Annotated in this window: 29 protein-coding genes and 1 riboswitch; of the genes, 28 read left to right on the top strand and 1 reads right to left on the bottom strand. The window is 71.3% G+C overall.

Translation table 11 applies throughout. The annotated features are described in order from the left end of the window. The first annotated feature begins 95 nt into the window (after positions 1-95). The 18 genes from proS (at position 96) to OG552_RS26640 (ending at position 14988) form a co-directional block, all read left to right on the top strand. Positions 96-1508 carry a proline--tRNA ligase gene (gene proS / locus OG552_RS26555; RefSeq protein WP_329137072.1) on the top strand — a complete coding sequence of 471 codons (1413 nt, stop codon included), beginning with the start codon at positions 96-98 and terminating at the stop codon, positions 1506-1508. 221 nt (positions 1509-1729) lie between these two features. Beyond that, positions 1730-2320 (top strand): hypothetical protein, encoded by a 591-nt coding sequence (locus OG552_RS26560; RefSeq protein ID WP_329137074.1) that lies wholly within the window; start codon positions 1730-1732, stop codon positions 2318-2320. A gap of 200 nt (positions 2321-2520) precedes the next feature. Next, positions 2521-2970 (top strand): 30S ribosomal protein S16, encoded by a 450-nt coding sequence (gene rpsP, locus OG552_RS26565; protein ID WP_329137076.1) that lies wholly within the window; start codon positions 2521-2523, stop codon positions 2968-2970. Positions 2971-2972: 2 nt separating this feature from the next. Further along, positions 2973-3212, top strand: coding sequence for an RNA-binding protein (locus tag OG552_RS26570; protein ID WP_329137078.1), 240 nt, complete (start codon positions 2973-2975; stop codon positions 3210-3212). A gap of 94 nt (positions 3213-3306) precedes the next feature. Next, positions 3307-3849: a ribosome maturation factor RimM gene (gene rimM / locus OG552_RS26575; RefSeq protein ID WP_329137081.1), complete on the top strand. Its 543-nt coding sequence runs from the start codon at positions 3307-3309 to the stop codon at positions 3847-3849. A 1-nt stretch (position 3850) separates the two neighbouring features. Beyond that, positions 3851-4672: a tRNA (guanosine(37)-N1)-methyltransferase TrmD gene (trmD, locus tag OG552_RS26580; RefSeq protein WP_329137083.1), complete on the top strand. Its 822-nt coding sequence runs from the start codon at positions 3851-3853 to the stop codon at positions 4670-4672. Positions 4673-4829: 157 nt separating this feature from the next. Further along, positions 4830-5180, top strand: coding sequence for a 50S ribosomal protein L19 (gene rplS / locus OG552_RS26585; RefSeq protein WP_329137085.1), 351 nt, complete (start codon positions 4830-4832; stop codon positions 5178-5180). A gap of 95 nt (positions 5181-5275) precedes the next feature. After that, a complete protein-coding gene (gene lepB, locus OG552_RS26590; RefSeq protein ID WP_329137087.1) occupies positions 5276-5974 on the top strand; it encodes a signal peptidase I in 699 nt (232 codons plus the stop codon). A gap of 31 nt (positions 5975-6005) precedes the next feature. Continuing rightward, positions 6006-7229 (top strand): signal peptidase I, encoded by a 1224-nt coding sequence (lepB, locus tag OG552_RS26595; RefSeq protein ID WP_443071038.1) that lies wholly within the window; start codon positions 6006-6008, stop codon positions 7227-7229. Continuing rightward, the gene (gene lepB, locus OG552_RS26600; protein ID WP_443071039.1) at positions 7120-8031 is read left to right on the top strand and encodes a signal peptidase I; all 912 of its coding nucleotides are present in this window, start codon (positions 7120-7122) and stop codon (positions 8029-8031) included. The genes lepB (OG552_RS26595) and lepB (OG552_RS26600) overlap by 110 nt, the downstream gene beginning before the upstream one ends. A gap of 33 nt (positions 8032-8064) precedes the next feature. Next, positions 8065-8814: a signal peptidase I gene (lepB, locus tag OG552_RS26605; RefSeq protein ID WP_329137094.1), complete on the top strand. Its 750-nt coding sequence runs from the start codon at positions 8065-8067 to the stop codon at positions 8812-8814. An 80-nt stretch (positions 8815-8894) separates the two neighbouring features. Next, positions 8895-9317, top strand: a complete 423-nt coding sequence (locus tag OG552_RS26610) for an NUDIX hydrolase (protein WP_443071200.1) — start codon at positions 8895-8897, stop codon at positions 9315-9317. Positions 9318-9355: 38 nt separating this feature from the next. Then, positions 9356-9682, top strand: a complete 327-nt coding sequence (locus tag OG552_RS26615; protein ID WP_093737653.1) for a DUF2469 domain-containing protein — start codon at positions 9356-9358, stop codon at positions 9680-9682. A gap of 215 nt (positions 9683-9897) precedes the next feature. Next, positions 9898-10260 (top strand): YraN family protein, encoded by a 363-nt coding sequence (locus OG552_RS26620; RefSeq protein ID WP_329137099.1) that lies wholly within the window; start codon positions 9898-9900, stop codon positions 10258-10260. Then, the gene (locus tag OG552_RS26625; protein WP_329137101.1) at positions 10260-11921 is read left to right on the top strand and encodes a YifB family Mg chelatase-like AAA ATPase; all 1662 of its coding nucleotides are present in this window, start codon (positions 10260-10262) and stop codon (positions 11919-11921) included. The genes OG552_RS26620 and OG552_RS26625 overlap by 1 nt, the downstream gene beginning before the upstream one ends. A 146-nt stretch (positions 11922-12067) precedes the next feature. Further along, entirely contained in the window at positions 12068-13207 is a 1140-nt protein-coding gene (locus tag OG552_RS26630) for a DNA-processing protein DprA (RefSeq protein WP_329137104.1), read from the top strand. Between the two features lie 306 nt (positions 13208-13513). After that, positions 13514-14350 carry an RNA polymerase sigma factor WhiG gene (whiG, locus tag OG552_RS26635; RefSeq protein ID WP_329137106.1) on the top strand — a complete coding sequence of 279 codons (837 nt, stop codon included), beginning with the start codon at positions 13514-13516 and terminating at the stop codon, positions 14348-14350. 53 nt (positions 14351-14403) lie between these two features. Further along, the gene (locus OG552_RS26640; protein ID WP_329141151.1) at positions 14404-14988 is read left to right on the top strand and encodes a TetR/AcrR family transcriptional regulator; all 585 of its coding nucleotides are present in this window, start codon (positions 14404-14406) and stop codon (positions 14986-14988) included. Here OG552_RS26640 and OG552_RS26645 read toward each other — a convergent pair. Continuing rightward, positions 14930-15547 carry a M23 family metallopeptidase gene (locus OG552_RS26645; RefSeq protein WP_329137108.1) on the bottom strand — a complete coding sequence of 206 codons (618 nt, stop codon included), beginning with the start codon at positions 15545-15547 and terminating at the stop codon, positions 14930-14932. The genes OG552_RS26640 and OG552_RS26645 overlap by 59 nt on opposite strands. Positions 15548-15814: 267 nt before the next feature. Between OG552_RS26645 and rpsB the strand changes: the two genes are divergently transcribed. The 10 genes from rpsB to OG552_RS26695 all read left to right on the top strand — a co-directional run bounded on the left by rpsB (position 15815) and on the right by OG552_RS26695 (position 26498). Then, on the top strand, positions 15815-16771 hold the full coding sequence (rpsB, locus tag OG552_RS26650) for a 30S ribosomal protein S2 (RefSeq protein ID WP_329137110.1): 957 nt from the start codon (positions 15815-15817) through the stop codon (positions 16769-16771). 146 nt (positions 16772-16917) lie between these two features. Continuing rightward, complete coding sequence (tsf, locus tag OG552_RS26655; protein WP_329137112.1) at positions 16918-17754, top strand: translation elongation factor Ts; 837 nt, start codon at positions 16918-16920, stop codon at positions 17752-17754. Positions 17755-17940: 186 nt separating this feature from the next. Then, on the top strand, positions 17941-18762 hold the full coding sequence (gene pyrH, locus OG552_RS26660; protein ID WP_329137114.1) for a UMP kinase: 822 nt from the start codon (positions 17941-17943) through the stop codon (positions 18760-18762). 148 nt (positions 18763-18910) lie between these two features. Beyond that, on the top strand, positions 18911-19468 hold the full coding sequence (gene frr / locus OG552_RS26665) for a ribosome recycling factor (protein ID WP_329141153.1): 558 nt from the start codon (positions 18911-18913) through the stop codon (positions 19466-19468). A gap of 96 nt (positions 19469-19564) precedes the next feature. Next, positions 19565-20557: a phosphatidate cytidylyltransferase gene (locus tag OG552_RS26670; RefSeq protein ID WP_329137117.1), complete on the top strand. Its 993-nt coding sequence runs from the start codon at positions 19565-19567 to the stop codon at positions 20555-20557. A 122-nt stretch (positions 20558-20679) separates the two neighbouring features. Then, complete coding sequence (gene rlmN, locus OG552_RS26675) at positions 20680-21786, top strand: 23S rRNA (adenine(2503)-C(2))-methyltransferase RlmN (RefSeq protein WP_329137119.1); 1107 nt, start codon at positions 20680-20682, stop codon at positions 21784-21786. 83 nt (positions 21787-21869) lie between these two features. Then, a riboswitch (TPP riboswitch) is annotated at positions 21870-21981 on the top strand. After that, positions 21974-23083, top strand: coding sequence for a thiamine ABC transporter substrate-binding protein (locus OG552_RS26680; RefSeq protein ID WP_329137121.1), 1110 nt, complete (start codon positions 21974-21976; stop codon positions 23081-23083). It overlaps the preceding riboswitch by 8 nt. A gap of 116 nt (positions 23084-23199) precedes the next feature. Then, positions 23200-24816, top strand: a complete 1617-nt coding sequence (locus OG552_RS26685; protein WP_329141155.1) for an ABC transporter permease — start codon at positions 23200-23202, stop codon at positions 24814-24816. A 6-nt stretch (positions 24817-24822) separates the two neighbouring features. After that, the gene (locus tag OG552_RS26690) at positions 24823-25839 is read left to right on the top strand and encodes an ABC transporter ATP-binding protein (RefSeq protein ID WP_329141156.1); all 1017 of its coding nucleotides are present in this window, start codon (positions 24823-24825) and stop codon (positions 25837-25839) included. 182 nt (positions 25840-26021) lie between these two features. After that, positions 26022-26498 (top strand): VOC family protein, encoded by a 477-nt coding sequence (locus tag OG552_RS26695; RefSeq protein WP_329137122.1) that lies wholly within the window; start codon positions 26022-26024, stop codon positions 26496-26498. Positions 26499-26590: the final 92 nt, after the last annotated feature.

The following is a 26590-nucleotide window of genomic DNA, read 5'->3' on the forward strand; positions in this document are numbered from 1 at the left end:
GGCCCCAGAAGTACCGTTCTTGCTAATTTTGGCGCACAGTCTCCGCCCGGCCACCGATTCACGCTCCGCGCGCGGGGGGCCGTACCATCGCCTCCATGGCAAAGGCTCCCGTTCTCACGCCCCAGGCGGACGATTTCCCGCGCTGGTACCAGGACCTGATCAACAAGGCCGAGTTGGCCGACAACGGACCGGTGCGCGGCACCATGGTCATCCGGCCTTACGGCTATGGCCTGTGGGAGCGGATGCAGCAGGACATGGACGCGCGGATCAAGTCGGCCGGCGCGCAGAACGCGTACTTCCCGCTCTTCATCCCGCAGTCGTACCTCACCCGCGAGGCGGAGCACGTCGAGGGGTTCGCGCCGGAGCTCGCGGTGGTCACGCACGCCGGTGGCAAGGAGCTGGAGGAGCCGATCGTCGTCCGGCCCACCTCCGAGACGATCATCAACGAGTATTTCTCCAAGTGGGTGCAGAGCTACCGGGACCTGCCGTTGCTGATCAACCAGTGGGCGAACGTGGTCCGCTGGGAGCTGCGGCCGCGGCTCTTCCTGCGCACCACCGAGTTCCTCTGGCAGGAGGGGCACACCGCGCACGCCACGTACGAGGACGCGCGCGACTACGCCGCCCGGATCCAGCGCGACGTCTACGCCGACTTCATGGAGAACGTCCTGGCGATGGACGTGGTGCTGGGCCGCAAGACGCCCAAGGAGCGGTTCGCCGGCGCCATCAACACCCTTACGCTGGAGGGGATGATGGGTGACGGCAAGGCGCTGCAGCTGGGCACCAGCCACGAACTGGGCCAGAACTTCGCCAAGGCGTTCCACACCCAGTACCTGTCGAAGGACGGCGCCCAGGAGTACGTCTGGCAGACGTCCTGGGGCAGCACCACCCGGATGATCGGCGCCCTGGTGATGATGCACGGCGACGACAACGGGCTGCGGGTGCCGCCGCAGTTGGCGCACGTCCAGGTCGTGGTGCTGGCGATCAAGGAGGACGACGCGGTCCTCGCCAAGGTGCGCGAACTGGGCGAGCAGCTGGCGGCGGCCGGCATCAAGGTCGTGGTGGACGACCGCACCGACACCCCGTTCGGCCGCCGCGCGGTGGACTGGGAGCTCAAGGGCGTACCGGTCAGGGTCGAGATCGGCCCGCGCGACCTGGAGGCGGGCACCGCGATGCTGGCCCGCCGGATCCCCGGCGGCAAGACGCCGGTCGCCATCGACAGCCTGGTCTCGCTGCTGCCCACGGTGCTCCAGGAGGACCAGGCGACGCTGCTGCGGGAGTCCCGCGAGCGCCGTACGTCCCGAACCGTGGACGTCGCCACCATCGGCGAGGCGGCCGAGGCGGCGGCCACCGGCTGGGCCCGTATCCCGTGGGCCGACCTGGGACCCGAAGGCGAGGCGAAACTCGCCGAGCAGGGCGTTTCGGTGCGCTGCCTGGTCGCCGAGGACGGCTCCGTGCCGCTCACCGACGACGCCCCCGGCACGATCGCGATCGTGGCAAGGGCTTACTGAGCCCCACCGGCGCGTCCGCTGATCGGACAGCGGTGTGCGGATTACGTCGAACGTCCGCTCTTGGGGCGGGTGCACAGGTTTCCCGGTGTTGGCCGGGCTCCTCCGCACCCGCCCTGCGTCATGCCCATCAAGGCGCATCCTCCGGAACTGACCGATCAGTGCAAATTAATTGCCCTAGCCCCAAATCGGAACACCGGCGGCACCCGGCTCGTTGTCACGTCGTGAGCACGACACCACCTGTTCTGGCCGCCGAGCTGGCAGTCGCGTGGGCCGACATTCAACGGCACCACCCCGAGCTGCCCGATCTGGCCGCGCCCGAGTCCCTCATCGGCGAGTCCTCGTCCGCCTGCGGTAACGAGCTCTCCTTCGAAAGGCTGCTGCACGAGGCCGTGCACGGTATCGCCGCTTCCCGCGGCATCCGTGACACCTCGCGCGCCGGCCGCTACCACAACCGACGATTCCTCGCGATCGCCGACGAGCTGGGCCTCGACCATGCCGAGGAGCCCCATCCCAGCAGCGGCTTCTCGCTCGTGGTGATGCGCCCGGACACCCGTAAGCGCTACCGGACCACCATCGAGCGGCTCCAGCGCGCCCTCAAGGCGCACACCGTCGCCACCACCGAGGACACCGCACGCTCCTTCCGCGGACCTGCCGCCCGGCACGGCTCCTCGGGCGGCGGCGTACGGGTCAAGGCCGTCTGCGACTGCGGGCGGAACGTCCGCGTGGTGCCGTCGGTTCTGGCCCAGGCGCCGATCATGTGCGGGGCGTGCGGCCAGCCGTTCCGGATTCCGGAGGTCGTCGGGGTCGGCTGAGCGCGTGACCCGGGCCGGGGGGAGCGGCCTGGTTCGTCGGCTTCGGCCGAGTGTGGCAGAATGTTCAGCTGAGTACTCGACAGCCGTGCAGGAACCCTCTCTCCTTCGGCTGACGCGTCCATCGGGCGCAAAAGACTCCCACAACCCCACGTGGCTGTCCGCTGTGCCCAAACACGTCAATTCCAGGAGAACCCACTCCCGTGGCAGTCAAGATCAAGCTGAAGCGTCTGGGCAAGATCCGTTCGCCTCACTACCGCATCGTCGTCGCCGACTCCCGTACCCGCCGTGACGGCCGGGCCATCGAGGAGATCGGCCTGTACCACCCGGTGCAGAACCCGTCGCGCATCGAGGTCGACTCGGACCGCGCGCAGTACTGGCTCTCCGTCGGCGCCCAGCCGACCGAGCCGGTGCTCGCCATCCTCAAGCTGACCGGCGACTGGCAGAAGTACAAGGGCGAGCCGGCCCCCGCGCCGCTGCTCGTCGCCGAGCCGAAGGCCGACAAGCGGGTCCTGTTCGAGGCCGCCGCCAAGGACACCGCGGACGAGCCGAAGGGTGAGGCGATCACCCCCAAGGCGAAGAAGTCCGACAAGGCCGACAAGAAGGCCGATGACGTCGAGGCCACTGCCCCGGCCGAGTCCACCGAGGCCTGAGGATGCTCGAGGAGGCTCTTGAGCACCTCGTGAAAGGCATCGTCGACAACCCCGACGATGTGCAGGTCGACATGCGCACGCAGCGGCGCGGCAGCGTGCTGGAGGTCCGGGTGCACCCCGAGGACCTCGGCAAGGTGATCGGCCGCAACGGCCGTACCGCCCGCGCGCTGCGCACTGTCGTGGGCGCGCTGGGTGGACGCGGAGTCCGCGTCGACCTGGTCGATGTCGACCAGGTGCGCTGACAGCGGATCGTTTGCACCCGTACCGGGCCGGAGGCGGAAGCCTCCGGCCCGGTCGGTTTTGTTCAGGCAGGACCAGGCAGGAGTTGAACGGAACGTGCAGCTGGTAGTCGGCAGGATCGGCCGCGCCCACGGCATCAAGGGTGAGGTCAGTGTCGAGGTGCGCACCGACGAGCCGGAACTGCGGCTGGCACCCGGCGCCGTACTGGCCACCGACCCGGCCGCGGTGGGGCCGCTGACCATCGCCACCGGGCGGGTGCACAGCAGCAAACTGATGCTCCGCTTCGAGGGCGTCACCGACCGCAACGGCGCCGAGGCACTGCGGAACACCCTCCTCATCGCCGAGGTCGACCCGGCCCAGACGCCGGAGGACCCCGAGGAGTTCTACGACCACCAGCTGATCGACCTGGACGTCGTCACGGTCGACGGCCGCGAGGTCGGCAGGATCTCCGAGATCTCCCATCTGCCGTACCAGGACCTGCTGGTGGTGGCACGGCCGGACGGCGGCGAGGTGCTGATCCCGTTCGTCGCGGAGATCGTGCCGGAGATCGACCTGGAGGAGCAGCGGGCGGTGATCGACCCGCCGGCCGGGCTGCTGGACGAAATTGGCGGCCCGGGCGAGGGGAGCGGTGACGCCTGAGATGCGCATCGACGTCGTCACGATCTTCCCCGAGTACCTGGAACCGCTGAACGTCTCGCTGGTCGGCAAGGCGCGGGCCGCCGGCCGCCTCGATGTCCGCGTGCACGACCTGCGCGGCTGGGCGCACGACCGGCACAACACCGTGGACGACACCCCGTACGGCGGCGGCCCCGGCATGGTGATGATGACCGGACCCTGGGGCGAGGCGCTCGACCAGACCCTCGCCGACGGCTACGAGGCCGGCGCCGCCCGGCCGGCGCTGGTCGTCCCGACCCCCAGCGGACGGCCGTTCACCCAGCAACTGGCCGCCGAACTCTCCGCCCGCCCCTGGCTGATCTTCACACCGGCCCGCTATGAGGGCATCGACTCCCGGCTCACCGCCGAGTACGCCACCCGGCTGCCGGTCTACGAGGTCTCCATCGGCGACTACGTCCTGGCCGGCGGCGAGGCAGCGGTGCTGGTGATCACCGAAGCGGTCGCCCGGCTGCTGCCCGGCGTCCTCGGCAACGCCCAGTCGCACGCGGACGACTCCTTCGCACCCGGCAGCATGGCGAACCTGCTGGAGGGCCCGGTCTACACCAAGCCGCCCGCCTGGCGCGGCCGGGGCATCCCTGAGGTGCTGCTCAGCGGCCACCACGGGAAGATCGCCCGCTGGCGGCGCGACGAGGCGTTCCGCCGCACCGTCGCCAACCGGCCCGATCTGATCGCGGCGGCCGACCCCGCCGCCTTCGACAAGAAGGACCGGGAGATGCTCAGCATCCTCGGCTGGCAGCCCGGTCCCGACGGCCGATTTGGGCCGAACCCCGACGCCGTGGAAGAATGAGCGGCTGTTGCCCATCCGGCGCGCGCCCCTGCCACAGGGGGAACGACGCCGCCGGGGACCGGCAGCCACCTCACACACTCGGACAGTGCCGATCCGCCTGCCGGCGGGCCGGCGTTCCGCCGATGACCTGTGGCATCGGCGAGGAAGCAGAAACAGCATGACCAACCTGATCGAAGGCCTCAACAGCGCCTCGCTGCGCGACGACGTCCCGGCGTTCCGCCCCGGCGACACGATCAACGTCCACGTCCGCGTCATCGAGGGCAACCGCTCCCGTGTGCAGCAGTTCAAGGGCGTTGTCATCCGCCGCCAGGGCGCGGGCGTCAGCGAGACCTTCACGGTCCGCAAGGTCAGCTTCTCGGTCGGCGTGGAGCGCACCTTCCCGGTGCACACCCCGATCGTGGAGAAGATCGAGGTCGTGACCCGCGGTGACGTCCGCCGCGCCAAGCTGTACTACCTCCGTGAGCTGCGCGGCAAGGCCGCGAAGATCAAGGAGAAGCGCGACAACTGATCGTCCGCCGGCTGTCCCGGCCGGTCCGTCCCGCGGACCGGCCGCCGACCGGGCCCGTCCGTTTCCCCGGACCGGCCGGATAAGCTCTGGCCTCGATGAACAACGAAGCAGTCGTTCCGGAACGCGACCGTTCCCCCGCCGCCGACGAGGCGGACCCAGGGGAGCGGTCGCGTTCCGTTGCGTTCGCCCACTGGTGGGCGCAGTGGCGGCGTACGGTGCTCCTCGCGGCCGGCTGCATCGCCGCACTGCTGCTCGTCAGCCACTACGTGGTGGAGCCCTTCCAGGTGCCGAGCACGTCGATGGAGGGGACCCTGCGGGTGGGCGACCGGGTGCTGGTGAACAAGCTGGCCTACCGTTTCGGCGACACCCCCCGACGGGGGGATGTGATCGTGTTCGACGGGGAAGGATCGTTCCGGCAGACCGGTGGCACGGATTATGTGAAGCGGGTGATCGGAGTCGGCGGCGACCGGGTGACCTGCTGCGACGTACGGGGGCGTATCACCGTCAACGGCAGGGCGCTGGACGAGGGGTATCTGCTGCCCGGGGACGCACCCTCCCGGGTACCGTTCGACATCGAGGTGCCGGAGGGAAGGCTGTGGGTGATGGGCGACCACCGGGACGACTCCAGCGACTCCCGTGACCACCTCGGCGACCCGGGCGGCGGCACGGTGCCGGTGGGCCGGGTGATCGGCCGGGCGGAGTGGATCGGCTGGCCGGTGGGCCACTGGACGAAGCTGAACCGGCCGGCCACATTCGCCGCGGTGCCCGCCTCCCCGGCCGGCCGGCATGGGTAACCGCGGGAAGCCGCGCTCCGGACACGAACGCGTGGCGACGGGCGCCCCGCTGCCCGGTGCGAGTGTGCCCGGCGCGCCGCCGCTGCTGACCGGCAGCACCCGGATCGAACGGCGCAAACTGGCCCGCAAGGTCCGGCGCAAGCGCCGCCGTTCGCTGATCAAGGAAGTGCCGCTGCTGGTCATGGTGGCACTGCTGATCGCACTGGTGCTCAAGACCTTCCTGCTCCAGGCGTTCGTGATCCCCTCCGGGTCGATGGAGCAGACCATCCAGATCGGCGACCGGGTGCTGGTCGACAAGCTCACCCCGTGGTTCGGCGCCAAGCCGCAGCGCGGTGACGTGGTGGTCTTCCAGGACCCCGGCCACTGGCTCAGCGGGGAGCCCAAGCCGAAGCCGGACCCGGTGGTGGTCAAGCAGGTGAAGGAGTTCCTCACCTTCATCGGGCTGCTGCCGGCCTCCGGGGAGCAGGATCTGATCAAGCGGGTCATCGGGGTCGGCGGCGACACCGTGCAGTGCTGCGACAAGGGCGGCCACCTGCTGGTGAACGGCAAGCCTCTGGACGAGCCGTATCTGTATCCCGGCAATCCACCCTCAATGATGAATTTCACGGTGCACGTACCGCAGGGCAGACTGTGGGTGATGGGCGACCACCGGTCGGACTCGGCCGACTCGCGGTACCACACCGACCAGCCCGGTGGTGGCACGATTCCGGAGAAACTGGTGGTCGGCAGGGCTTTTGTGATCGCCTGGCCGGTCGGTCACTGGGCGCGGCTGAAGGATCCGGGGACCTTCTCCTCGGTGCCCGACCCCCCGGTGGCGAGCACGGCGAGCACAGCTGTGCCCACTAGGGTGGGCTCCGCCAACAATGGTCAAAGGACGAACCAGCTACCGACTCCTGCGGAACTCCCGCTCGTTATGGGAGTGGTGGGTCTGCGCCTGAAGTGGGGCAGACGGAAGTCTGGAGTGAGGAGTGGACGTGGGGGACCTCGTGGTCGGCGCACGGTCAGGACCCGGCGAGCCCGAAAAGGGAGATGCCGAGGTACCCCCGGTGCCCCAGGCTCCTCCGCCGTCCCCGGTGCCGCCGCCGTCCATGCCGCCGTCCGACGCGGCACCGGGCCAGGCGTCGTCCGAACAGGCGTCGGACCCCATGTCCGGTCATGCGTCCGGTCACGCGTCCGGGTCCTCGCAGGATCCGTCCGACGTGGTGGACCTGGGCGGTCCTGGCGGCCCCGGCGACCCGGCCGGTGGCACGGGTGACGGCTCGCCGTCCCCGGGGCAGGGCGGCAAGCAGCGTTCCTTCTGGAAGGAACTCCCACTGCTGGTCGTCATCGCCCTGGTGCTGGCGCTCATCATCAAGACCTTCCTGGTCCAGGCGTTCTCCATCCCCTCGGACTCGATGCAGAACACCCTCCAGCCGGGCGACCGGGTGCTGGTGGACAAGCTCACCCCGTGGTTCGGCTCCGACCCGAGCCGCGGTGAGGTCGTGGTCTTCCACGACCCGGGCGGCTGGCTGCCGGAGAACCCGCCGGCCAGCAGCAACCCGCTGGTCAGGGGGCTGCAGACGGGCCTGAGCTTTGTCGGCCTGATGCCGTCGGCCGATGAGAAGGACCTGATCAAGCGGGTCATCGGGGTCGGCGGCGACACCGTCGAGTGCTCGGGCACCGGCCCGGTGAAGGTCAACGGCAAGGCGCTCGTCGAGCCGTACGTCCACCCCGGCAGCACCCCGTGCACCCCGGAGTACCCGTTCAAGGTCACCGTGCCGCAGGGCCGGATCTGGGTGATGGGCGACAACCGCCAGGACTCGCTGGACTCCCGCTTCCACATGAACACCCCGGGTGGCGGCACCGTCTCCGACAACAAGGTGGTGGGCCGCGCGATCGTGGTGGCCTGGCCGGTCAACCGCTGGGACGCGCTCTCCATCCCGTCGACCTTCTCGCAGCCCGGGATCAGCGCGATGGGCGTCGCGGCCCCCACGGCCGCCGGTCTGGCGGGCGCGGTGCCCCTGGTGCTGCTGCGCCGGCGGCGGCTGTTGGCACGGGAGAGCCGCCGTGAGGGCTGACCCCGGGCGTACCGCCCGGTAGGGTGCCGGTCCATGAGCAGCTCCACGAGCACCGTCAGCGGTGCGATACGCAGGGACGGCGGCGCCGGCACCGGCCGGCGCGGCCGCACCCTCTCCGGGCTGGTGATCGCCCTCGGCTGTGTGCTGTTCCTCGGCGGTTTCGCCTGGGCGGCGGTGGTCTACCGGCCGTACACCGTGCCGACCGACTCGATGAAGCCCACGGTGAGCCCGGGTGACAAGGTGCTCGCCCAGCACATCTCGGGGGACCAGGTGCGCCGCGGCGACGTGGTGGTCTTCCAGGACAAGCTCTGGGGCGACATGCCCGAGGTCAAGCGGGTGGTCGGGGTCGGCGGCGACGTGGTCTCCTGCTGTGACAAGCAGGGCAGGCTGCTGGTCAACGGCAAGCCGGTGACGGAGGACTACCTGGCCGCGCGTGGGCCAGCCTCGCTGGAGGCGTTCAGGTCGACGGTGCCCCAGGGGAAGATCTTCCTGCTGGGTGACAACCGGAACGTCTCGCAGGACTCCCGGGTGCACCTGGAGGACGCGCAGCAGGGTGCCGTCCCGGCGGACGACGTCAAGGCGCGGGTCGCGGCCACCGCCTGGCCGGCCGGCCGGATGGGGATGCTGCCGCGGACCTCGGCCTTCGACGGGCTGCCGGGCGGTGACGGGCAGTCGTCGCCGGGGCCGCTGGAGTGGCTGGTGTACGCGGTGATCGTGGGCGCCGTGCTGATACTGGGCGGGGCGGCGTACGAGCCGCTGGCGAAGCTGGCGCGACGGCGGTGAGCTCGCCGGTGGACTCCGTCGAGGGGCGCCGGCGGGTGGCCAGGGTGCTGCTGCTCGATCCGGCGGACCGGGTGCTGCTGATGAACGGCTTCGACCCGGCGGACCCCGCGGCGACCTGGTGGTTCACCCCGGGCGGCGGGGTGGAGGGCGCGGAGAGCCTGGAGGAGGCGGCGCTGCGGGAGGTCGCCGAGGAGACCGGCATCGCGGCCGTCCGGCTGGGCCCTCCGCTCTGGCGGCGCCAGGCCTCCTTCCGCTTCGACGGCCGCCACTGGGAGCAGGACGAGTGGTACTTCCTGGGCCGGACCGAGACCCTGGAGGTGGACACCAGCGGGCATACCGATCTCGAACGCCGCAGCGTGACGGGGTTGCGGTGGTGGACGTGCGAGGAACTTCTGCGCACTCGTGAGACGGTGTATCCGATCAGACTCGCCGAGCTGCTGCGTACGCTGCTCGACGAAGGCCCCCCGCTGTCCCCGATCCCCCTGGGGACGGAGCGAGACTGACGCACAATGGGGGCACGAACGGCTGAAGGGGAACTGCCATGAGCGCCGAGGACCTCGAAAAATACGAAACCGAGATGGAGCTGAAGCTCTACCGGGAGTACCGGGATGTCGTCGGCCTGTTCAAGTATGTGATCGAGACCGAGCGGCGGTTCTACCTCACCAATGACTACGAGATGCAGGTGCACTCGGTCCAGGGTGAGGTCTTCTTCGAGGTCTCGATGGCTGACGCGTGGGTGTGGGACATGTACCGGCCGGCTCGCTTCGTGAAGCAGGTGCGGGTGCTCACATTCAAGGACGTGAACATCGAGGAGCTGAACAAGGCGGATCTGGATCTGCCGCAGGACGAGGCGGGGTTCAACGGCTGAGCGGGGCCGGGGGCAGCAGCTGGGCGAGGCCGGGTTCGACGGCTGAGCGGCGGCGGGTTCGACGGCTGAGCGGCGGCGGGTTCGACGGCTGAGCGGCGGGGGGCGGCGGGCCCCGGAGTCGTCCAGCGGTGGTCCCCGAGTTATCCCCAGGTTCGGCTTCAAGATCATCTCGGGTGGGGCCATCTCTGTCACAGTGAGTGACGGAGGTGGTACGCATGAACGCACGAGGTGCGCTGGGGCGGTACGGCGAGGACGTGGCGGCCCGCACATTGAAGGACGCCGGGCTGACCGTGCTCGACCGGAACTGGCGGTGCGGGCGGCGCGGTGAGATCGACATCCTGGCGTCCGAAGGGGACGCGCTGGTCGTCTGCGAGGTCAAGACCCGGCGCGAGGGCGCCTTCGAACACCCCATGGCCGCCCTCACCCCCCGGAAACTGGCCCGGCTCCGCTCGCTGGCCGAACGGTGGACCGCCGAGCACGGCGGCGCACCGCCGGGCGGCGTGCGGATCGACGTGGTCGGCGTGGTCCTGCCGGTCCGCGGGGCGGCCCGCATCGAGCATGTGCGGGGGGTGGCGTGATGGGCTTCGCCCGTACGTGCTCGGTCGCGCTGCTCGGCGTCGAGGGGGTGGTGGTCGAGGTCCAGGCCGACCTCGAACCAGGAGTCGCCGCCTTCGCGCTGGTCGGCCTGCCCGACAAGAGCCTCACCGAGAGCCGCGACCGGGTGCGCGCCGCGATCGTCAACAGCGGGGAGACCTGGCCGCAGAAGAAGCTCACCGTCGGACTCAGCCCCGCCTCGGTGCCCAAAGGCGGTTCGGGTTTCGATCTCGCTGTCGCCTGCGCGGTGCTCGCCGCCAACGACCGGATCGCGCCGAAGTCCATCGCCGATCTGATGATGATCGGCGAGCTGGGCCTGGACGGGCGGGTCCGCCCGGTGCGCGGGGTGCTGCCCGCGGTGCTCGCCGCCGCCGATGCCGGATACCGGCATGTGGTGGTGCCCGAGCGGACCACCGCCGAGGCGTCCCTGGTGCCCGGCGTCGCGGTGCTCGGCGTCCGCAGCCTGCGCCAGCTGGTCGCGGTGCTCAATGACGAGACGGTGCCGGAGGAGGACGAGGACGGCGCCGACGCGGACGGGCGGCCCGACCCGATGCTGGCCGGGCTGACCGTGCCGGGCGGCGGAGTCGGGACGGGGCTCTCCGCCACCTTCGGGGGTGTCGGTGCCGGTGGCCAGGCGGCTGCCGGAGCCGGGTACGGCCCCGACCGGCCCGACCTCGCCGCGGTGGCAGGCCAGCAGGTGGCCCGGCTGGCGTTGGAGGTCGCGGCGGCGGGCGGTCACCACCTCTACCTCAAGGGGCCACCGGGTGCCGGCAAGACGATGCTCGCCGAGCGGCTGCCCGGCATCCTGCCGCCGCTCACCCGCCAGGAGTCGCTGGAGGTCACCGCCGTCCACTCGGTGGCCGGGATCCTGCCCCCGGGCCGCCCGCTGGTGGACTCCGCCCCGTACTGCGCGCCGCACCACTCGGCCACGATGCCGTCGCTCGTCGGCGGCGGAAGCGGACTGCCGAGGCCGGGAGCGGTCTCCCTGGCACATCGTGGAGTGCTCTTTCTCGATGAGGCACCGGAGTTCAGCGGGCAGGCGCTGGACGCGCTGCGGCAGCCGCTGGAGGCCGGGCATGTGGTGGTGGCCCGGGCAGCGGGGGTGATGCGGCTGCCGGCCCGGTTCATGCTGGTGCTCGCGGCGAATCCGTGCCCCTGCGGCCGGTACTCGATGCTCGGCGGGGGCTGCGACTGCTCGCCGAGCGCGGTCCGCCGCTATCAGTCCCGGCTCTCCGGGCCGCTGCTCGACCGGCTGGATCTGCGGGTGGAGGTCGAGGCGGTCAGCCGCAGCGATCTGATCGGGCACGGCACGGGGGAGTCCTCCGCGGTGGTGGCCGCGCGGGTGCGGGAGGCCAGGGCCCGCGCCGAGGCCCGGTACACCGGGACCCGCTGGCGGACCAACAGCGAGGTGCCCGGGCATGAGCTGCGCACCCGGTGGCATGTGGCGCCAGGCGCCCTGCACGCGGCCGAGCGGGACATGGAGCGCGGCCTGCTCACCGCCCGCGGTCTGGACCGCGTGCTCCGGGTCGCCTGGACACTCGCCGACCTGGCCGCCCACCCCCGCCCGGACGCCGGTGACGTCCTCAAGGCGCTGCAGCTCCGCACCGGCTTCAACCGGGGCGCGGTGCTGGCGGGGAGCCCGTGATGGGGCGCGGCCGGCCGCCCGGGGTGTCCGAAGCGGTGGCGGCGGAGCTCCGGCGGCTCTATGAACCGCGCGGCACCGCGCGAGGAGGGCAGGGAGAGCGAGGAGGGCAGGGAGAGCGAGGAGAGCCGGGGGATCTGGCGTACGCGGTGCCGTGGGAGGAGCGGGTGGCGCGGGTGGCGCTGACCCGGGTCGCCGAACCGGGGGACGAGGTGATGGGCCAAGCGCTGCTGGACCACGGGGCGGGCGGGGCGTTACGGGCCGCGCGGGACGGGGTGCGGCTGCCACGGGCCGGGCCTGAGCGCACCGAGAGCTACGCCCTCAAGGCGGCCAGGGCGGACCCGCTGGCCGATCTGGCGGCGGCCGGCCGCGCGGGCGCCCGTTTCCTCTGCCCGGGGGACGGCGACTGGCCCGGGCAACTGGACGACCTCGGCGTGCAGCGGCCCTTCGGGCTGTGGGTGCGCGGCGGGCCCTCGCTGCGGCTGTGGGCGCTGCGGTCGGTCGCGGTGGTGGGGGCCAGGGCCTGTACGGACTACGGCGCCCATATGGCCGCCCGGCTCGGCGCGGGCCTTGCCTCCGCGGGCTGGGCGGTGGTGTCGGGCGCCGCCTACGGGATCGACGCCGTGGTGCACGCCGGGGCCCTCAAGGCGGGCGGCGCGACCATCGGGGTGGTGGCCAGCGGGGTCGACGTGCCCTATCCGCCGGGGAATGCCCGGCTGATCGGGGAGATCGCCGAACACGGGCTGCTGATCGGTGAGTTGCCGCCGGGCGACCACCCGACCCGGAGCCGTTTCGTGCTGCGGAACCGGGTGATCGCCGCCCTCACCCGGGGCACCGTGGTGGTGGAGGCGCGGTATCGCAGCGGCTCACTGATCACCGCCCGCAGGGCCGCCGCGCTCGGCCAGGTCACCATGGGGGTTCCCGGGCCGTGCACCAGCGGCCTCTCGGAGGGCGTGCACGAACTGCTCCGCGGGGACGCGCTGGTGGTCACCGACGCGGCCGAAGTCGTGGAACTGGTCGGGGAGATCGGCGCCGACCTCGCCCCGGCCCGGCGCGGTCCGCTGCTGCCGCGTGACCGTCTGGGCGCCGCTGCCGCCCGGGTGCTGGAGGCGCTGCCCGGCCGCGGGGACGCCGGTGTCGAGGAGATCGCAGACGCGGCCGGCGCCACGCGGGGGTACGCCCTCGGTCGCCTCTACGAATTGCAGGCCCTTGGTTTCGTCTGCTGCACCGACGGCCGCTGGGCGCTGGTCCGTACCGATGGCGCAGGGCCGCCACGCCGGGGAGGTTGACGCCACAGACACCCCATCAGGTGACAGTGGACAACGTTGACCTGCGGAAACCTCAGGAACGGCGGTGAGCGGTCCGGCGGCCCCGGATGATGGCGCGAAGGTTTGCGCACTCCCGCAGCCTCTGCCCCCGCGCTGGTTCGCCCCTCTCCGGTCCGGCACCCCCGCAGCCGGAGAGGAACGTATCTGCGCATGTCCCATACGGATGCCGTAGCAATGAGCGACACTATGGTCACGCTACGCTCGCGGAGGCTCGATTTTCCGACTACCCCGACAACAACGCCACGGCAGAACGGCTCACAACGACGTATGCCCCAGTACACCCCCGGGTCGCATCGGACGACGGCAACGACCGCCGCCCCCACGGCCACCAGGCCCGCCGCCCCCACCTCGCTCGACGCGCTGTGGCGGACCTACAAGTCCACGGGGGACGCCCGGCTGCGGGAACAGCTGATCCTGCACTACTCGCCACTGGTGAAGTACGTGGCAGGACGGGTCAGCGTGGGGCTGCCGGCCAATGTCGAACAGGCCGACTTCGTCTCCTCCGGGGTCTTCGGACTGATCGACGCCATCGAGAAGTTCGACCCCGAGCGGGCCATCAAGTTCGAGACCTACGCCATCACCCGCATCCGCGGCGCCATGATCGACGAACTGCGGGCGCTGGACTGGATCCCCCGCTCGGTACGGCAGAAGGCCCGGGCCGTCGAGCGCGCCTACGCCACCTTGGAGGCGAAGCTGCGCCGCACCCCCAGCGAGCAGGAGGTCGCCGGCGAGATGGGGGTCGCGCTGGAGGAACTGCACGGGGTTTTCAGCGCGCTCTCGCTGGCCAACGTGGTCGCGCTGGAAGAACTGCTGCACGTCGGCGGCGAGGGCGGCGACCGGCTCAGCCTGGTGGACACCCTGGAGGACACCGGCGCCGACAACCCCGTCGAGGTCGCCGAGGACCGCGAACTGCGCCGGCTGCTCGCCCGGGCGGTGAACACCCTGCCGGAGAGGGAGAAAACCGTCGTCACCCTCTACTACTACGAGGGCCTCACCCTGGCCGAGATCGGCCAGGTCCTCGGGGTGACCGAGAGCCGGGTCAGCCAGATCCACACCAAGTCGGTATTGCAACTGCGGGCAAAGCTGGCCGATGTGGGGCGCTGAGGTCCGGGGGGACTGTCTACAGTGGAGCAATGCCCAGGATTCGAGCGGCCTCGGTGGCCGAACACCGGACGATGCAGCGCCGCGCCCTGCTGGACGCCGCTCGCACGCTGCTCTCCGAGGGCGGCACGGATGCCCTGACCTTCCCCGCCCTCGCCGAGCGCACCGGCCTGGCGCGCTCCTCGGTCTATGAGTACTTCCGCTCCCGCGGCGCCGTCGTCGAGGAACTGTGCGCGGTCGACTTCCCGGTCTGGGCCGCCGAGGTCGAGGCGGCGATGGCGGAAGCCACCACCCCCGAGGCCAAGATCGAGGCGTATGTACGCGCCCAGCTCATCCTGGTCGGCGACCGCAGGCACCGCGCCGTCGTGGCCATCTCGGCCGGCGAACTCGACGCCGGCGCCCGGGAGAAGATCCGCGCCGCCCACGGCGGACTGATCACCATGGTCGTCCAGGCCCTGGGTGCCCTCGGCCACGACGAGCCACGGCTGGTCGCGATGCTGGTCCAGGGTGCCGTGGACGCCGCCGTCCGCCGGATCGAACTCGGCGCCGCGGAGCACTCCGACCGGATCATCGAGGCCGCCGTCACCATGGCCCTGCACGGAGTCTCCCGGGTCTCCCGCCAGGAGCCGGCCGGCGAGTGAGCGGTCCGTACTCCGGCGGCGGCAGCAGCCGGGAGGGTCCGGAGCGGCGCAGCGCGGGGGGAAGCAGGGTGAGCGGGTCCAGATAGACCTCCCCCCGCAGCAGGCCCCAGTGCAGGCAGGGGCCCGGGCAGTGCGGCAGCCCGGAGGCCAGCAGGCCCACCTGTTGTCCGGCGGTCACCCGGGTGCCCCGGGGGACGGTGGCCCGAACGGGTTCATAGGTGGTGCGCAGACCGCCCGGCAGCCCGATCACCACCACCGGGATCCCGCCGACCTCGCCGGTGAAGATCACCTCGCCGGCCGCCGCAGCCCGGACCGGGGTGCCCGGGGCGGCCCATAAGTCCACCCCCCGGTGCCCTGCCGCCCAGGGTGTCGGCGGCGGCTCGAAGGCGCGCAGGATCACCGGCCGCCCCCGTACGCCGGGCCCGGGCACCGGCCAGCAGCGCTCCGCCGTACATCCCCGGGCGGGCGCGGGAGCCGGGAGCGCGCCGCCGAGCGCCGGGGCGGTCGTGAGCAGAGCGGCGGTCAGCAGCGTCAGCAACATCGTCGTGGTGAAGGTCATGCGTTCACGATGACCCAACCGCCCCCGCCCGCGATGATCTTGGTCGCCGGCCTGTGGATAACTCGGGTGTCGCCTGGTGCTCCACCGGTCCCGTACACTTCTTATGGCGATCCGGGTCACCGGATCGACTTCGCACGCCCCGCCACCAACCCCCGTTCACGGGGCGGTGGCCGCGCCCCTCGGTCCCTCGTGGCACGGCGCGCCGGGGCGTCAGGCGCGACCGCCGTCCGGTGGCCGCGATAACCGAGTACCTCAAGGAGTACGGCCATGGCCGTCGTCACGATGCGGGAGCTGCTGGAGAGCGGCGTCCACTTCGGGCACCAGACCCGTCGCTGGAACCCGAAGATGAAGCGCTTCATCTTCACCGAGCGCAACGGCATCTACATCATCGACCTGCTCCAGTCGCTGTCGTACATCGACCGCGCCTACGAGTTCGTCAAGGAGACCGTCGCGCACGGCGGCTCCATCATGTTCGTCGGTACGAAGAAGCAGGCGCAGGAGGCCATCGCCGAGCAGGCGTCCCGCGTCGGCATGCCGTACGTCAACCAGCGCTGGCTGGGCGGCATGCTCACCAACTTCTCGACCGTCTACAAGCGCCTGCAGCGCCTCAAGGAGCTCGAGGAGATCGACTTCGCGGACGTGGCCGCCTCCGGCCTCACCAAGAAGGAACTCCTGGTCCTCTCCCGCGAGAAGGACAAGCTGGAGAAGACCCTCGGCGGCATCCGCGAGATGCAGAAGGTGCCGAGCGCCGTCTGGATCGTGGACACCAAGAAGGAGCACATCGCCGTCGGTGAGGCGCGCAAGCTCCGCATCCCGGTCGTCGCGATCCTCGACACCAACTGCGACCCCGACGAGGTCGACTACAAGATCCCGGGCAACGACGACGCGATCCGCTCCGTCACGCTGCTCACCCGCGTGATCGCCGACGCCGTCGCCGAGGGCCTCATCTCCCGCTCCGGCGCCGCGCTGAACGACAAGAAGGTCGAAGGCGCCGCCGAGCCGCTCGCCGAGTGGGAGCGGGACCTCCTGGAGGGCGAGAAGAAGGCGGACGAGGGCGAGACCCCCGCGGCCGACGCTCCGGCCGCCACCGAGGCGCCCGCTGCCGAGGCTCCGGCCACCGAGGCCTCTGCCACCGAGGCGCCCGCCGCTGCCGAGGCCCCCGCGGCCGACGCTCCGGCCGCCGAGGCAGCCCCGGCCACCGAAGGCGACGCCGAGCAGGCCTGAGCCTTCCGGCACTCGTCCGGCAGCCGGCCACCGCAGCCTGCTGCCGCACCAGAGCACGACGAGAAGCACGCGTGACGACGGCGGGGGCCCACGCCCCCGCCGTTGACCCGTAGATCCACCGACCATTCGGGAAGAGACCAAAACCCATGGCGAACTTCACCGCCGCCGACGTCAAGAAGCTCCGCGAGCTCACCGCCGCGGGCATGATGGACTGCAAGAACGCCCTCAGCGAGGCCGAAGGCGACCTGGACAAGGCCGTCGAGATCCTCCGCGTCAAGGGCCAGAAGGGCGTCACCAAGCGCGAGGGCCGATCGGCCTCCAACGGCGCTGTCGTCTCCCTGATCGCCGCGGACAACTCCGAGGGCGTCCTGGTCGAGCTGAAGTGCGAGACCGACTTCGTCGCCAAGGGCGACAAGTTCATCGCCGTCGCCGACGCCATCGCGCAGCACGCCGCCGCCACCAAGCCGGCCGGCATCGAGGCGCTGCTCTCCTCGGAGATCAAGGACGGCCAGACCGTCCAGGCCTTCGTCGACGAGGCCAACGCCACCCTCGGCGAGAAGATCGTGCTGGACCGCTTCGCGCTGTTCACCGACGGCTACGTCGCCTCCTACCTCCACCGCACCAGCCCGGACCTGCCCCCGCAGGTCGGCGTGCTGGTCGAGCTGGACAAGGCGGACGCGCAGACCGCCAAGGACGTCGCCCAGCACATCGCGGCGTTCGCCCCGACCTACCTGACCCGCGACGACATCTCCCCGGAGCTGATCGAGGCGGAGCGCCGGGTCGCCGAGGCCACCGCCCGCGAGGAGGGCAAGCCCGAGGCTGCCCTGCCGCGGATCATCGAGGGCCGCGTCAACGGCTTCTTCAAGGAGAACGTCGTCCTTGAGCAGTCCTTCGCCAAGGACCCGAAGAAGACCGTCCAGAAGGTGCTCGACGAGGCCGGCGTCACGCTGAAGCGCTTCGCCCGGTTCCGCGTCGGCGTCTGAACACCGCGGCAGACGCCCGGTCCGCCGAGGCGTCTGGCCGACGAATGTCCGACGGCCCCGCTAGGGTCGTACGCGGTCGGCCGCCCGCCGGCCGGCCGCAGATGTGACGAGGAGGCCATTGCCGTCCAGGGAACCCACGCGGACCCGCGGCAATGGCCTCCTTTGTACGTGCACGAGGAGACCCCCATGGACGATGGCGCCGACAAGCCCTCAGCCGACCAGTCCCGAGCAGACAAGCCCCATGACACGGCCGCCGGTCGCCGTACCGGCACCTCCAGCGGTGCTCCGCACCGCCGCTACCTGCTGAAGCTGTCCGGCGAGGCATTCGCCGGAGGAGGGGGCCTCGGCGTCGACCCCGACGTCGTGCACGCCATCGCCCGGGAGATCGCCGCGGTCGTCCGGGAGGGCTACGAGATCGCGCTCGTCGTCGGCGGCGGCAACTTCTTCCGCGGCGCCGAACTCCAGCAGCGCGGCATGGACCGGGCCCGCTCCGACTACATGGGCATGCTCGGCACCGTGATGAACTGCCTCGCCCTCCAGGACTTCCTGGAGAAGGAAGGCATCGAGACCCGCGTGCAGACCGCGATCACGATGGGCCAGGTCGCCGAGCCGTACATCCCGCTGCGCGCCGTCCGGCACCTGGAAAAGGGCCGCGTGGTCATCTTCGGCGCCGGTATGGGCATGCCGTACTTCTCCACCGACACCACCGCCGCCCAGCGGGCCCTGGAGATCGAGGCGTCGGCCATGCTGATGGGCAAGAACGGGGTGGACGGGGTCTACGACTCCGACCCCAAGCTCAATCCGGACGCGGTCAAGTTCGACGCGCTGGAGTACGGCGAGGTCATCGCCCGTGACCTGCGGGTCGCCGACCTCACCGCGATCACCCTCTGCCAGGACAACAAACTGCCGATCCTGGTCTTCGAGCTGCTCGCCGAGGGCAACATCGCACGGGCCGTCAAGGGTGAGAAGATCGGCACGCTGGTCAACGGCCAAGGCACCCGGGCGTGATGGCGGCCCGGACGCCCGACACCGTACCCGCCGCCGGCTTGCCCGGAACGGGGATGGACAACACGCTGCCGGTCGGACACCGTGCAGGAAAGACGCGCGCAGGGGCCCCGACCACAAGGCTCCGCCTTCTGAATACCAGGAGCACATGGTGATTGAAGAGACCCTCCTCGAAGCCGAGGAGAAGATGGAGAAGGCCGTCGTCGTCGCCAAGGACGACTTCGCGGCGATCCGGACGGGCCGTGCGCACCCGGCGATGTTCAACAAGATCGTGGCCGAGTACTACGGCACCATCACCCCGATCAACCAGCTCGCCTCCTTCGCGGTGCCCGAGCCGCGGATGGCGGTGATCACCCCCTTCGACAGCAGCAGCCTGCGCAACATCGAAGAGGCGATCCGCAACTCCGACCTCGGGGTCAACCCGAGCAACGACGGCCGTATCATCCGGGTGGTCTTCCCGCAGCTCACCGAGGAGCGCCGCCGGGACTACATCAAGGTCGCCAAGACCAAGGCCGAGGACGCCAAGATCTCCATCCGCAGCGTCCGCCGCAAGGCCAAGGAGACCCTCGACAAGCTCGTCAAGGACGGCGAGAGCGGCGAGGACGAGGTGCGTCGCGCGGAGAAGGAGCTGGACGACACCACCGCGAAGTACGTCGCGCAGGTGGACGAGCTGCTCAAGCACAAGGAGTCGGAGCTGCTGGAGGTCTGACGACCGCCGGCCGTATCCGTATCCCGGTACGTACGTCCGTACGTGCATCCATCCCTCTGGCCCACGACCGACAACGACGACGCGAGGCGAAGCTCCGTGAACGACTCTTCCTGGGGCGCTTCGCCACGCGCCGGCCACGCGGTGGGAACCCCGTACCCGGCGGGTTCCGCGACGGGGACCGGGGCCAGGAGGAAGACTCCCCTCATGCCGTCACCCCCGCCGTCCGGCGAGCCGCCGCAGCCTGCACCCGAGCCCGCGCCGGCGCCCGCGAAGAAGTCCGCGGGCCGGAACCTGGGCCAGGCGATAGGAGTCGGCCTCGGCCTCGGAGTGGTGGTCCTCGCCGCGCTCTTCGTCGTCAAGGCGGTCTTCGTCGGGGTGGTGGTGGCCGCGGTCGTGGTCGGCGTGTGGGAGCTGACGTCCCGGCTCGCCGAACGCAAGGGCATCCACGCGCCGCTGATCCCGATCGCGGTGGGCGGCGCGGCCATGGTCGTCGCCGGATACGTCCGGGGGGCGGACGGGGCGTGGGTGGCGATGGCGCTCACCGCGCTGGCCGTCCTGGTCTGGCGGATGGCCCAGCCTCCTGAGGACTACCTGCGGGACGTCACCGCGGGCGTCTTCACCGCCTTCTACGTTCCTTTTCTCGCCACCTTCGTGGTGATGATGCTGGCCGCCGACGACGGCCCCCGCCGGGTGCTGACCTTCCTGCTGCTGACGGTGATCTCCGACACCGGTGCCTACGCCGTCGGCTGGCGTTTCGGCAGCCACCGGCTCGCCCCCCGGATCAGCCCCGGCAAGACCCGTGAGGGACTGGCCGGCGCGATGTCCTTCGCGATGATCGCGGGCGCGCTGCTCATGCAGTACCTCGTCGACGACGGTCACTGGTGGCAGGGCATCCTCCTCGGCCTCGCGGCCGCCACCAGCGCGACCCTCGGTGACCTGGGCGAGTCCATGATCAAGCGGGACCTCGGCATCAAGGACATGGGCACGCTTCTGCCGGGCCACGGCGGCATCATGGACCGCCTCGACTCCCTCCTCCCCACCGCCCCCGTGGTCTGGCTCCTCCTCGTCCTCTTCGTCGGCCAGGGCTGACCCCTGAGCCAGGGCTGACCCCCGGACCAGGGTGCCCCCCGGCCCGCCGGCCCCCCGGAGACGACCGTCACGCGGGCTGCCGGGCGGGGGAGGGGTGCGGGTCTGAGACACTGGGAGGCATCATGCCTGTGCCCGGAGAACTGACCTTTGCCGTGCCGCGCGGAGCCAAGAAGCCGCCGCGGCACCTTGCTGACCTTTCGCCCGCGGAGCGGAAGGAGGCGGTGGCCGCGCTCGGGGAGAAGCCGTTCCGGGCGAAGCAGCTGTCCCAGCACTACTTCGCCAGGTACGCGGACGATCCGGCCGCGTGGACGGACATTCCGGCGGCGTCGCGGGCCAAGCTGGCCGGGGATCTGCTGCCCGAGCTGATGAGCGTGGTCCGGCACGCCTCCTGCGACGACGGGGACACCCGCAAGACGCTCTGGCGGCTCTTCGACGGCACGCTCGTCGAGTCGGTCCTGATGCGCTACCCGGACCGCGTCACGATGTGCGTCTCGTCCCAGGCCGGCTGCGGCATGAACTGCCCGTTCTGCGCCACCGGCCAGGCCGGCCTCGACCGGAACCTGTCGACCGCCGAGATCGTCCACCAGATCGTCGCCGGCATGAAGGCGCTCCGCGACGGCGAGGTGCCCGGAGGCCCGGCCCGGCTGTCGAACATCGTCTTCATGGGCATGGGCGAGCCGCTGGCCAACTACAACCGGGTGGTGGGCGCGATCCGCCGCCTCACCGACCCCGAACCCGACGGGCTCGGGCTGTCCCAGCGCGGCATCACGGTCTCCACGGTGGGACTGGTCCCGGCCATGCGCCGGTTCGCCGACGAGGGCTTCAAGTGCCGCCTCGCGGTCTCCCTGCACGCCCCCGACGACGAACTGCGCGACACCCTCGTCCCGGTCAACACCCGCTGGAAGGTCCGCGAGGTACTGGACGCCGCCTGGCACTACTCCGAGGTGTCCGGCCGCCGGATCTCCATCGAGTACGCCCTGATCCGCGACATCAACGACCAGGCGTGGCGGGCCGACCGGCTGGGCAGGCTGCTGAAGAACCACCGGGTGCACGTCAATCTGATCCCGCTCAACCCCACGCCCGGCTCAAAGTGGACCGCCTCCCGGCCCGAGGACGAGCGCGCCTTCGTCGCCGCCCTTGAGGCACACGGGGTGCCCGTGACCGTACGGGACACCCGGGGTCAGGAAATCGACGGAGCCTGCGGGCAGCTCGCCGCGGCCGAACGCTGAAGCACCCCCGCGGGTCGCCGCTGACCTGCGTGTTCCGCCCGGCTGCTATCGTGCACAGGCAAGTCGCCATGACAGACAAATGAACATTCCGACAGGGGAGCGCCTGCGACGGCGCTGAGAGTGCGGCCTCCGAGACCGCAGACCCTCGGACCTGATCCGGGTCATACCGGCGTAGGGAGTCAGCACCATGAAGAGCATCCGTCGGCGTGCCATCGGCGCGCTCGTCCTGGCCACCGCGGGAGCCACCCTGCTGGCCGCGTGCGGCAGCGACTCGGGCGGCAGGAGCAGCGGCGCCGCGGGCAGCACGTCCAAGACCGTCACCCTGGTCAGCCACGACTCCTTCGCCGCGTCGAAGTCCGTGCTCGCGGAGTTCACCAAGGAGACCGGCTACACGGTCAAGGTCCTCCGCGGCGGCGACGCCGGCGCCGCCGTCAACCAGGCGATCCTCACCAAGGACCACCCGCGCGGCGACGTCTTCTTCGGCGTCGACAACACCCTGCTCTCCCGGGCCCTGTCCAACGGCCTCTTCGACCCGTACACCGCCAAGGACCTCGGCCAGATCCCCCCCGACGTGCAACTCGACGCCGGCCGGCACCGCGTCACCCCCATCGACTCCGGGGACGTCTGCGTCAACTACGACCGCGCCTACTTCACCGCGCACAAGCTCCAGCCGCCGCAGACCTTCGCCGACCTGGTGAAGCCCGCGTACAAGAACCTGCTGGTCACCGAGAACGTCAGCACCTCCTCGCCCGGCCTCGCCTTCCTGCTCGGCAGCGTCGCGACCTACGGCGACAGCGGAGCCTCGGCGGGGTGGCAGGCGTACTGGAAGCAGCTGAAGAAGAACGGCGTCGAGGTCGTCGACAGCTGGGAGCAGGCGTACAACGAACGCTTCTCCGGCTCGGCGGCCGGCAAGAAGGCCAAGGGCGACCGGCCGCTGGTCGTCTCCTACGCCTCCAGCCCGCCCGCCGAAGTGGTCGGCGTCAGCCCCGAGCCCGCGCAGTCGCCGACCGGGGTGTCCACCGGGACCTGCTTCCGGCAGATCGAGTTCGCCGGGCTGCTGCACGGCGCGAAGAACGTGGCCGGCGGCAAGGCGCTGATCGACTTCATGATCAGCAAGACGTTCCAGGAGGACATGCCGCTGCAGATGTACGTCGACCCGGTGCGCAAGGGCGCCACCGAGCCCGCGGTGTTCACCAAGTACGGCGCGAAGATCGACCACCCGACCACGCTGGCGCCGGAGAAGATCGCCGCCGAGCGGGACAACTGGGTGAAGGCATGGAACTCCATCGTCCTCTGACCACACCGGCCCGCCAGGCCCACGGCGCCCCGGACCCACGGACCCCGGCACCGGCGCAGCCACCGCGGCGCCGGGTCCGCCGCCCGCGCCGCGCCACCGCTGTCCGGCTCGCCCTGATGGCGCTGCCGCTGGCCTTCTTCGCGGTCTTCTTCGCCTACCCGGTCGTCTCCATCGTCGGCCGGGGCCTGCACCAGGGCGGCAGCTGGCAGCTCGGCCGGATCGGGGACGTGCTCGGTGACGGCACGATCCGGCACGTGCTCTGGTTCACCTGCTGGCAGGCCGCCGCCTCCACCGCGCTGACGCTGGTCGTCGCACTGCCCGGCGCGTATGTCTTCGCCCGGCTCGACTTCCCCGGCAAACGGCTGCTGCGGGCGGTCGTCACGGTGCCGTTCGTGCTGCCGACGGTGGTGGCGGGCACCGCCTTCCTGGCCCTGGTCGGACGGAACGGCTTCACCGACCAGCTGCTCGGCTTCCGGCTCGACACCAGCGTCTGGGCGATCCTCATCGCCCATGTCTTCTTCAACTACGCGGTGGTGGTCCGCACCGTCGGCGGCCTGTGGGCACAGCTCGACCCGCGGCAGGAGGAAGCCGCGCGGATGCTCGGCGCCGGGCGGTTCACGGCCTGGCGGCGGGTGACCCTGCCCGCCCTCGGGCCGTCGGTGGCCGCCGCCGCCCTGATGGTCTTCCTGTTCACCTTCACCTCCTTCGGTGTGATCCAGATCCTCGGCGGGCCGACGTACTCCACCCTGGAGGTCGAGATCTACCGGCAGACCGCCGAACTCCTCGACCTGCCGACCGCCGCGGTGCTCACCCTGCTCCAACTCGTCGCGGTGGCCGCGATCCTGGGCGTGCACGCCTGGACGGTACGGCGCCGGGAGGCGACGCTGCGGCTGGTGGACGCGGGCACCACGGCGCACCGGCCGCGCGGCGGCGAACGCGGGCTGCTGGCCGGCGTGCTGGCGGTCATCGCGCTGCTGATCCTGCTGCCGCTCGGCGTCCTGGTCGCCCGCTCGCTGGACGTCCCCGGCGGCTACGGCTTCGGCTACTACCGCGCCCTCACCTCGGCCGACGCCAGCGGCGGCACCTTCCTCGTCGCCCCGCTGCAGACGGTCTGGAACTCGCTGCGGTACGCGGCCGTCGCCACCGTCATCGCGCTGCTGATCGGCGGGCTGGCGGCGACCGCACTGGTACGGAAGGCGGGCCGCGTCCTGCGCGGGTTCGACGCGCTGCTGATGCTGCCGCTGGGCACCTCGGCGGTCACCGTCGGCTTCGGTTTCCTGATCACCCTCGACAAGCCGCCGCTGGACCTGCGGGACTCCTGGCTGCTGGTGCCGCTGGCGCAGGCGCTGGTCGGGGTGCCGTTCGTGGTACGGGTGATGCTGCCGGTGCTGCGGGCGGTGGACGACCGGCTGCGGGAGGCCGCGGCGGTGCTGGGGGCCTCGCCGCCGCGGGTCTGGCGGGAGGTCGAACTGCCCTTCGTCGGGCGGGCGCTGGGCATCGCGGCCGGCTTCGCCTTCGCGGTGTCGCTCGGTGAGTTCGGCGCCACCGTCTTCATCGCGCGCCCCGACAGTCCGACCCTCCCGGTCGCCGTCGCCCGCCTGCTCGGCCGGGCCGGCGCCACCACCTACGGCCAGGCGCTGGCGCTGAGCACCATCTTGATGCTGGTGTGCGCCGCCTCGCTGCTGATCCTGGAGAACCTCAGGACCACCACCGACTCTTCCGGGGAGTTCTAGATGGCGCTGCTGCGACTGGAGGCCGCCACCGTACGGTTCGGGGCGCGCGCCGCGCTCGACGCGGTGGACCTGGAGGTCGACGCGCACGAGATCGTCTGCGTGCTCGGGCCCAGCGGCAGCGGCAAGTCCACCCTGCTGCGGGCGGTCGCCGGGCTGCAGCCACTGGACGGCGGGCGGGTGCTGCTCGACGGCGCCGACCAGAAGGCGGTGCCCGCGCACCGGCGCGGGGTGGGTTTGATGTTCCAGGACCACCAGCTCTTCCCGCAGCGCGACGTCGGCGGCAACGTCGCCTTCGGGCCGCGCATGCACAAGGTCGGCCGTGCGCCGCGCGAGCGCCTGGTGGGCGAACTCCTTGACCTGGTCGGCCTGCCCGGCGCCGCCCACCGCGCCGTCACCACCCTGTCCGGCGGCGAGCAGCAACGCGTCGCGCTGGCCCGGGCGCTCGCCCCCGAACCGCGGCTGCTGATGCTCGACGAACCGCTCGGCCAGCTCGACCGCTCGCTGCGTGAGCGGCTGGTGGTCGAACTGCGGCAGCTCTTCGGCCGGCTGGGCACCACCGTGCTGGCCGTCACGCACGACCAGGGGGAGGCGTTCGCGCTCGCCGACCGGGTGGTGGTGATGCGGGACGGGCACATCGTCCGGTCCGGTACGCCGCGTGAGGTGTGGCTGCGGCCCGGCTCCGAGTTCGTCGCGCGCTTCCTCGGCTTCGAGAACATCACCGACGCCACGGTCCAGGGGACGGTCGCGGTCACCGAGTGGGGCAAACTCCCGGTGCCGGACGGCACCGCGCAAGGCCCGGTGAAGCTGCTGGTACGGCCCACCGGGGTGCTGCTCGGCGCGCCCGGGACCGGTCTGACCTGCGAGGTGGTCGCCCGTACCTTCCGCGGCGGCCATGTCGCCGTGCTGCTGCGACCCGAGCGGGGACCGGCCCTGGAGGCCGAGTGCGGGCTGCGCGAGGCACCGGACGAGGGGGCGCGGGTCGGTGTCTCCTTCGCCGCCGAGGACGTCGTGGTGCTGGGCTGACACCCGGCTGGTACCCGCATCTGGAAGCGGCCCTGACCCGTATCCGGAGGCGCCCCTGGCCAGTACCGGAAGCGCCCCCTTTCCCGTACCGGAAATTGGCCGTCGGCCGGCCGATGAGTTCCGCGGCTCCCGGCCGTCCTGTCTCCCGAAGGCACGGATCACGCCCGCAGGGAGAGAGCACCATGCAGAAGATCACCACATTCCTCTGGTACGACGACCGGGCCGAGGAAGCCGCGGCCCTGTACACCTCGCTCTTCGAGGACTCCCGGATCGTGAGCGTGCAGCGGTACGGGGAGGCGGGACCCGGCACCCCCGGCTCCGTGATGATCGTCGAGTTCGAACTGGCCGGCCAGCGCTTCCTCGCGCTCAACGGCGGGCCCGAGTTCACCTTCAACGAGGCGATGTCGCTCAGCGTCGACTGCGGGAGCCAGGAAGAGGTCGACCGGCTCTGGGAGAAGCTCACCGCCGAAGGCGGCGAGGAGGGCCCCTGCGGATGGCTCAAGGACCGCTTCGGGGTCTCCTGGCAGATCGTGCCGACGCGGCTCGCCGAGCTGGTCGGCGACCCCGATCCGGTCAAGGGGCAGCGGGTGGTGGCCGCGATGCTCGGGATGAGGAAGCTGGAGATCAAGGGGCTGGAGGACGCCTACGGGGCGGCATGAGATCCCGGGGTCCCCGGAGCGTTCGGGGGTTCCGGGGACCCCGGTCAGCACCTCGCGGGCAGCCGCCGGACCGCGGGGCGCTGACGCCGTGC

Origin of the sequence: Streptomyces sp. NBC_01476, assembly GCF_036227265.1 — a bacterium.
Lineage (GTDB): Bacteria > Actinomycetota > Actinomycetes > Streptomycetales > Streptomycetaceae > Actinacidiphila.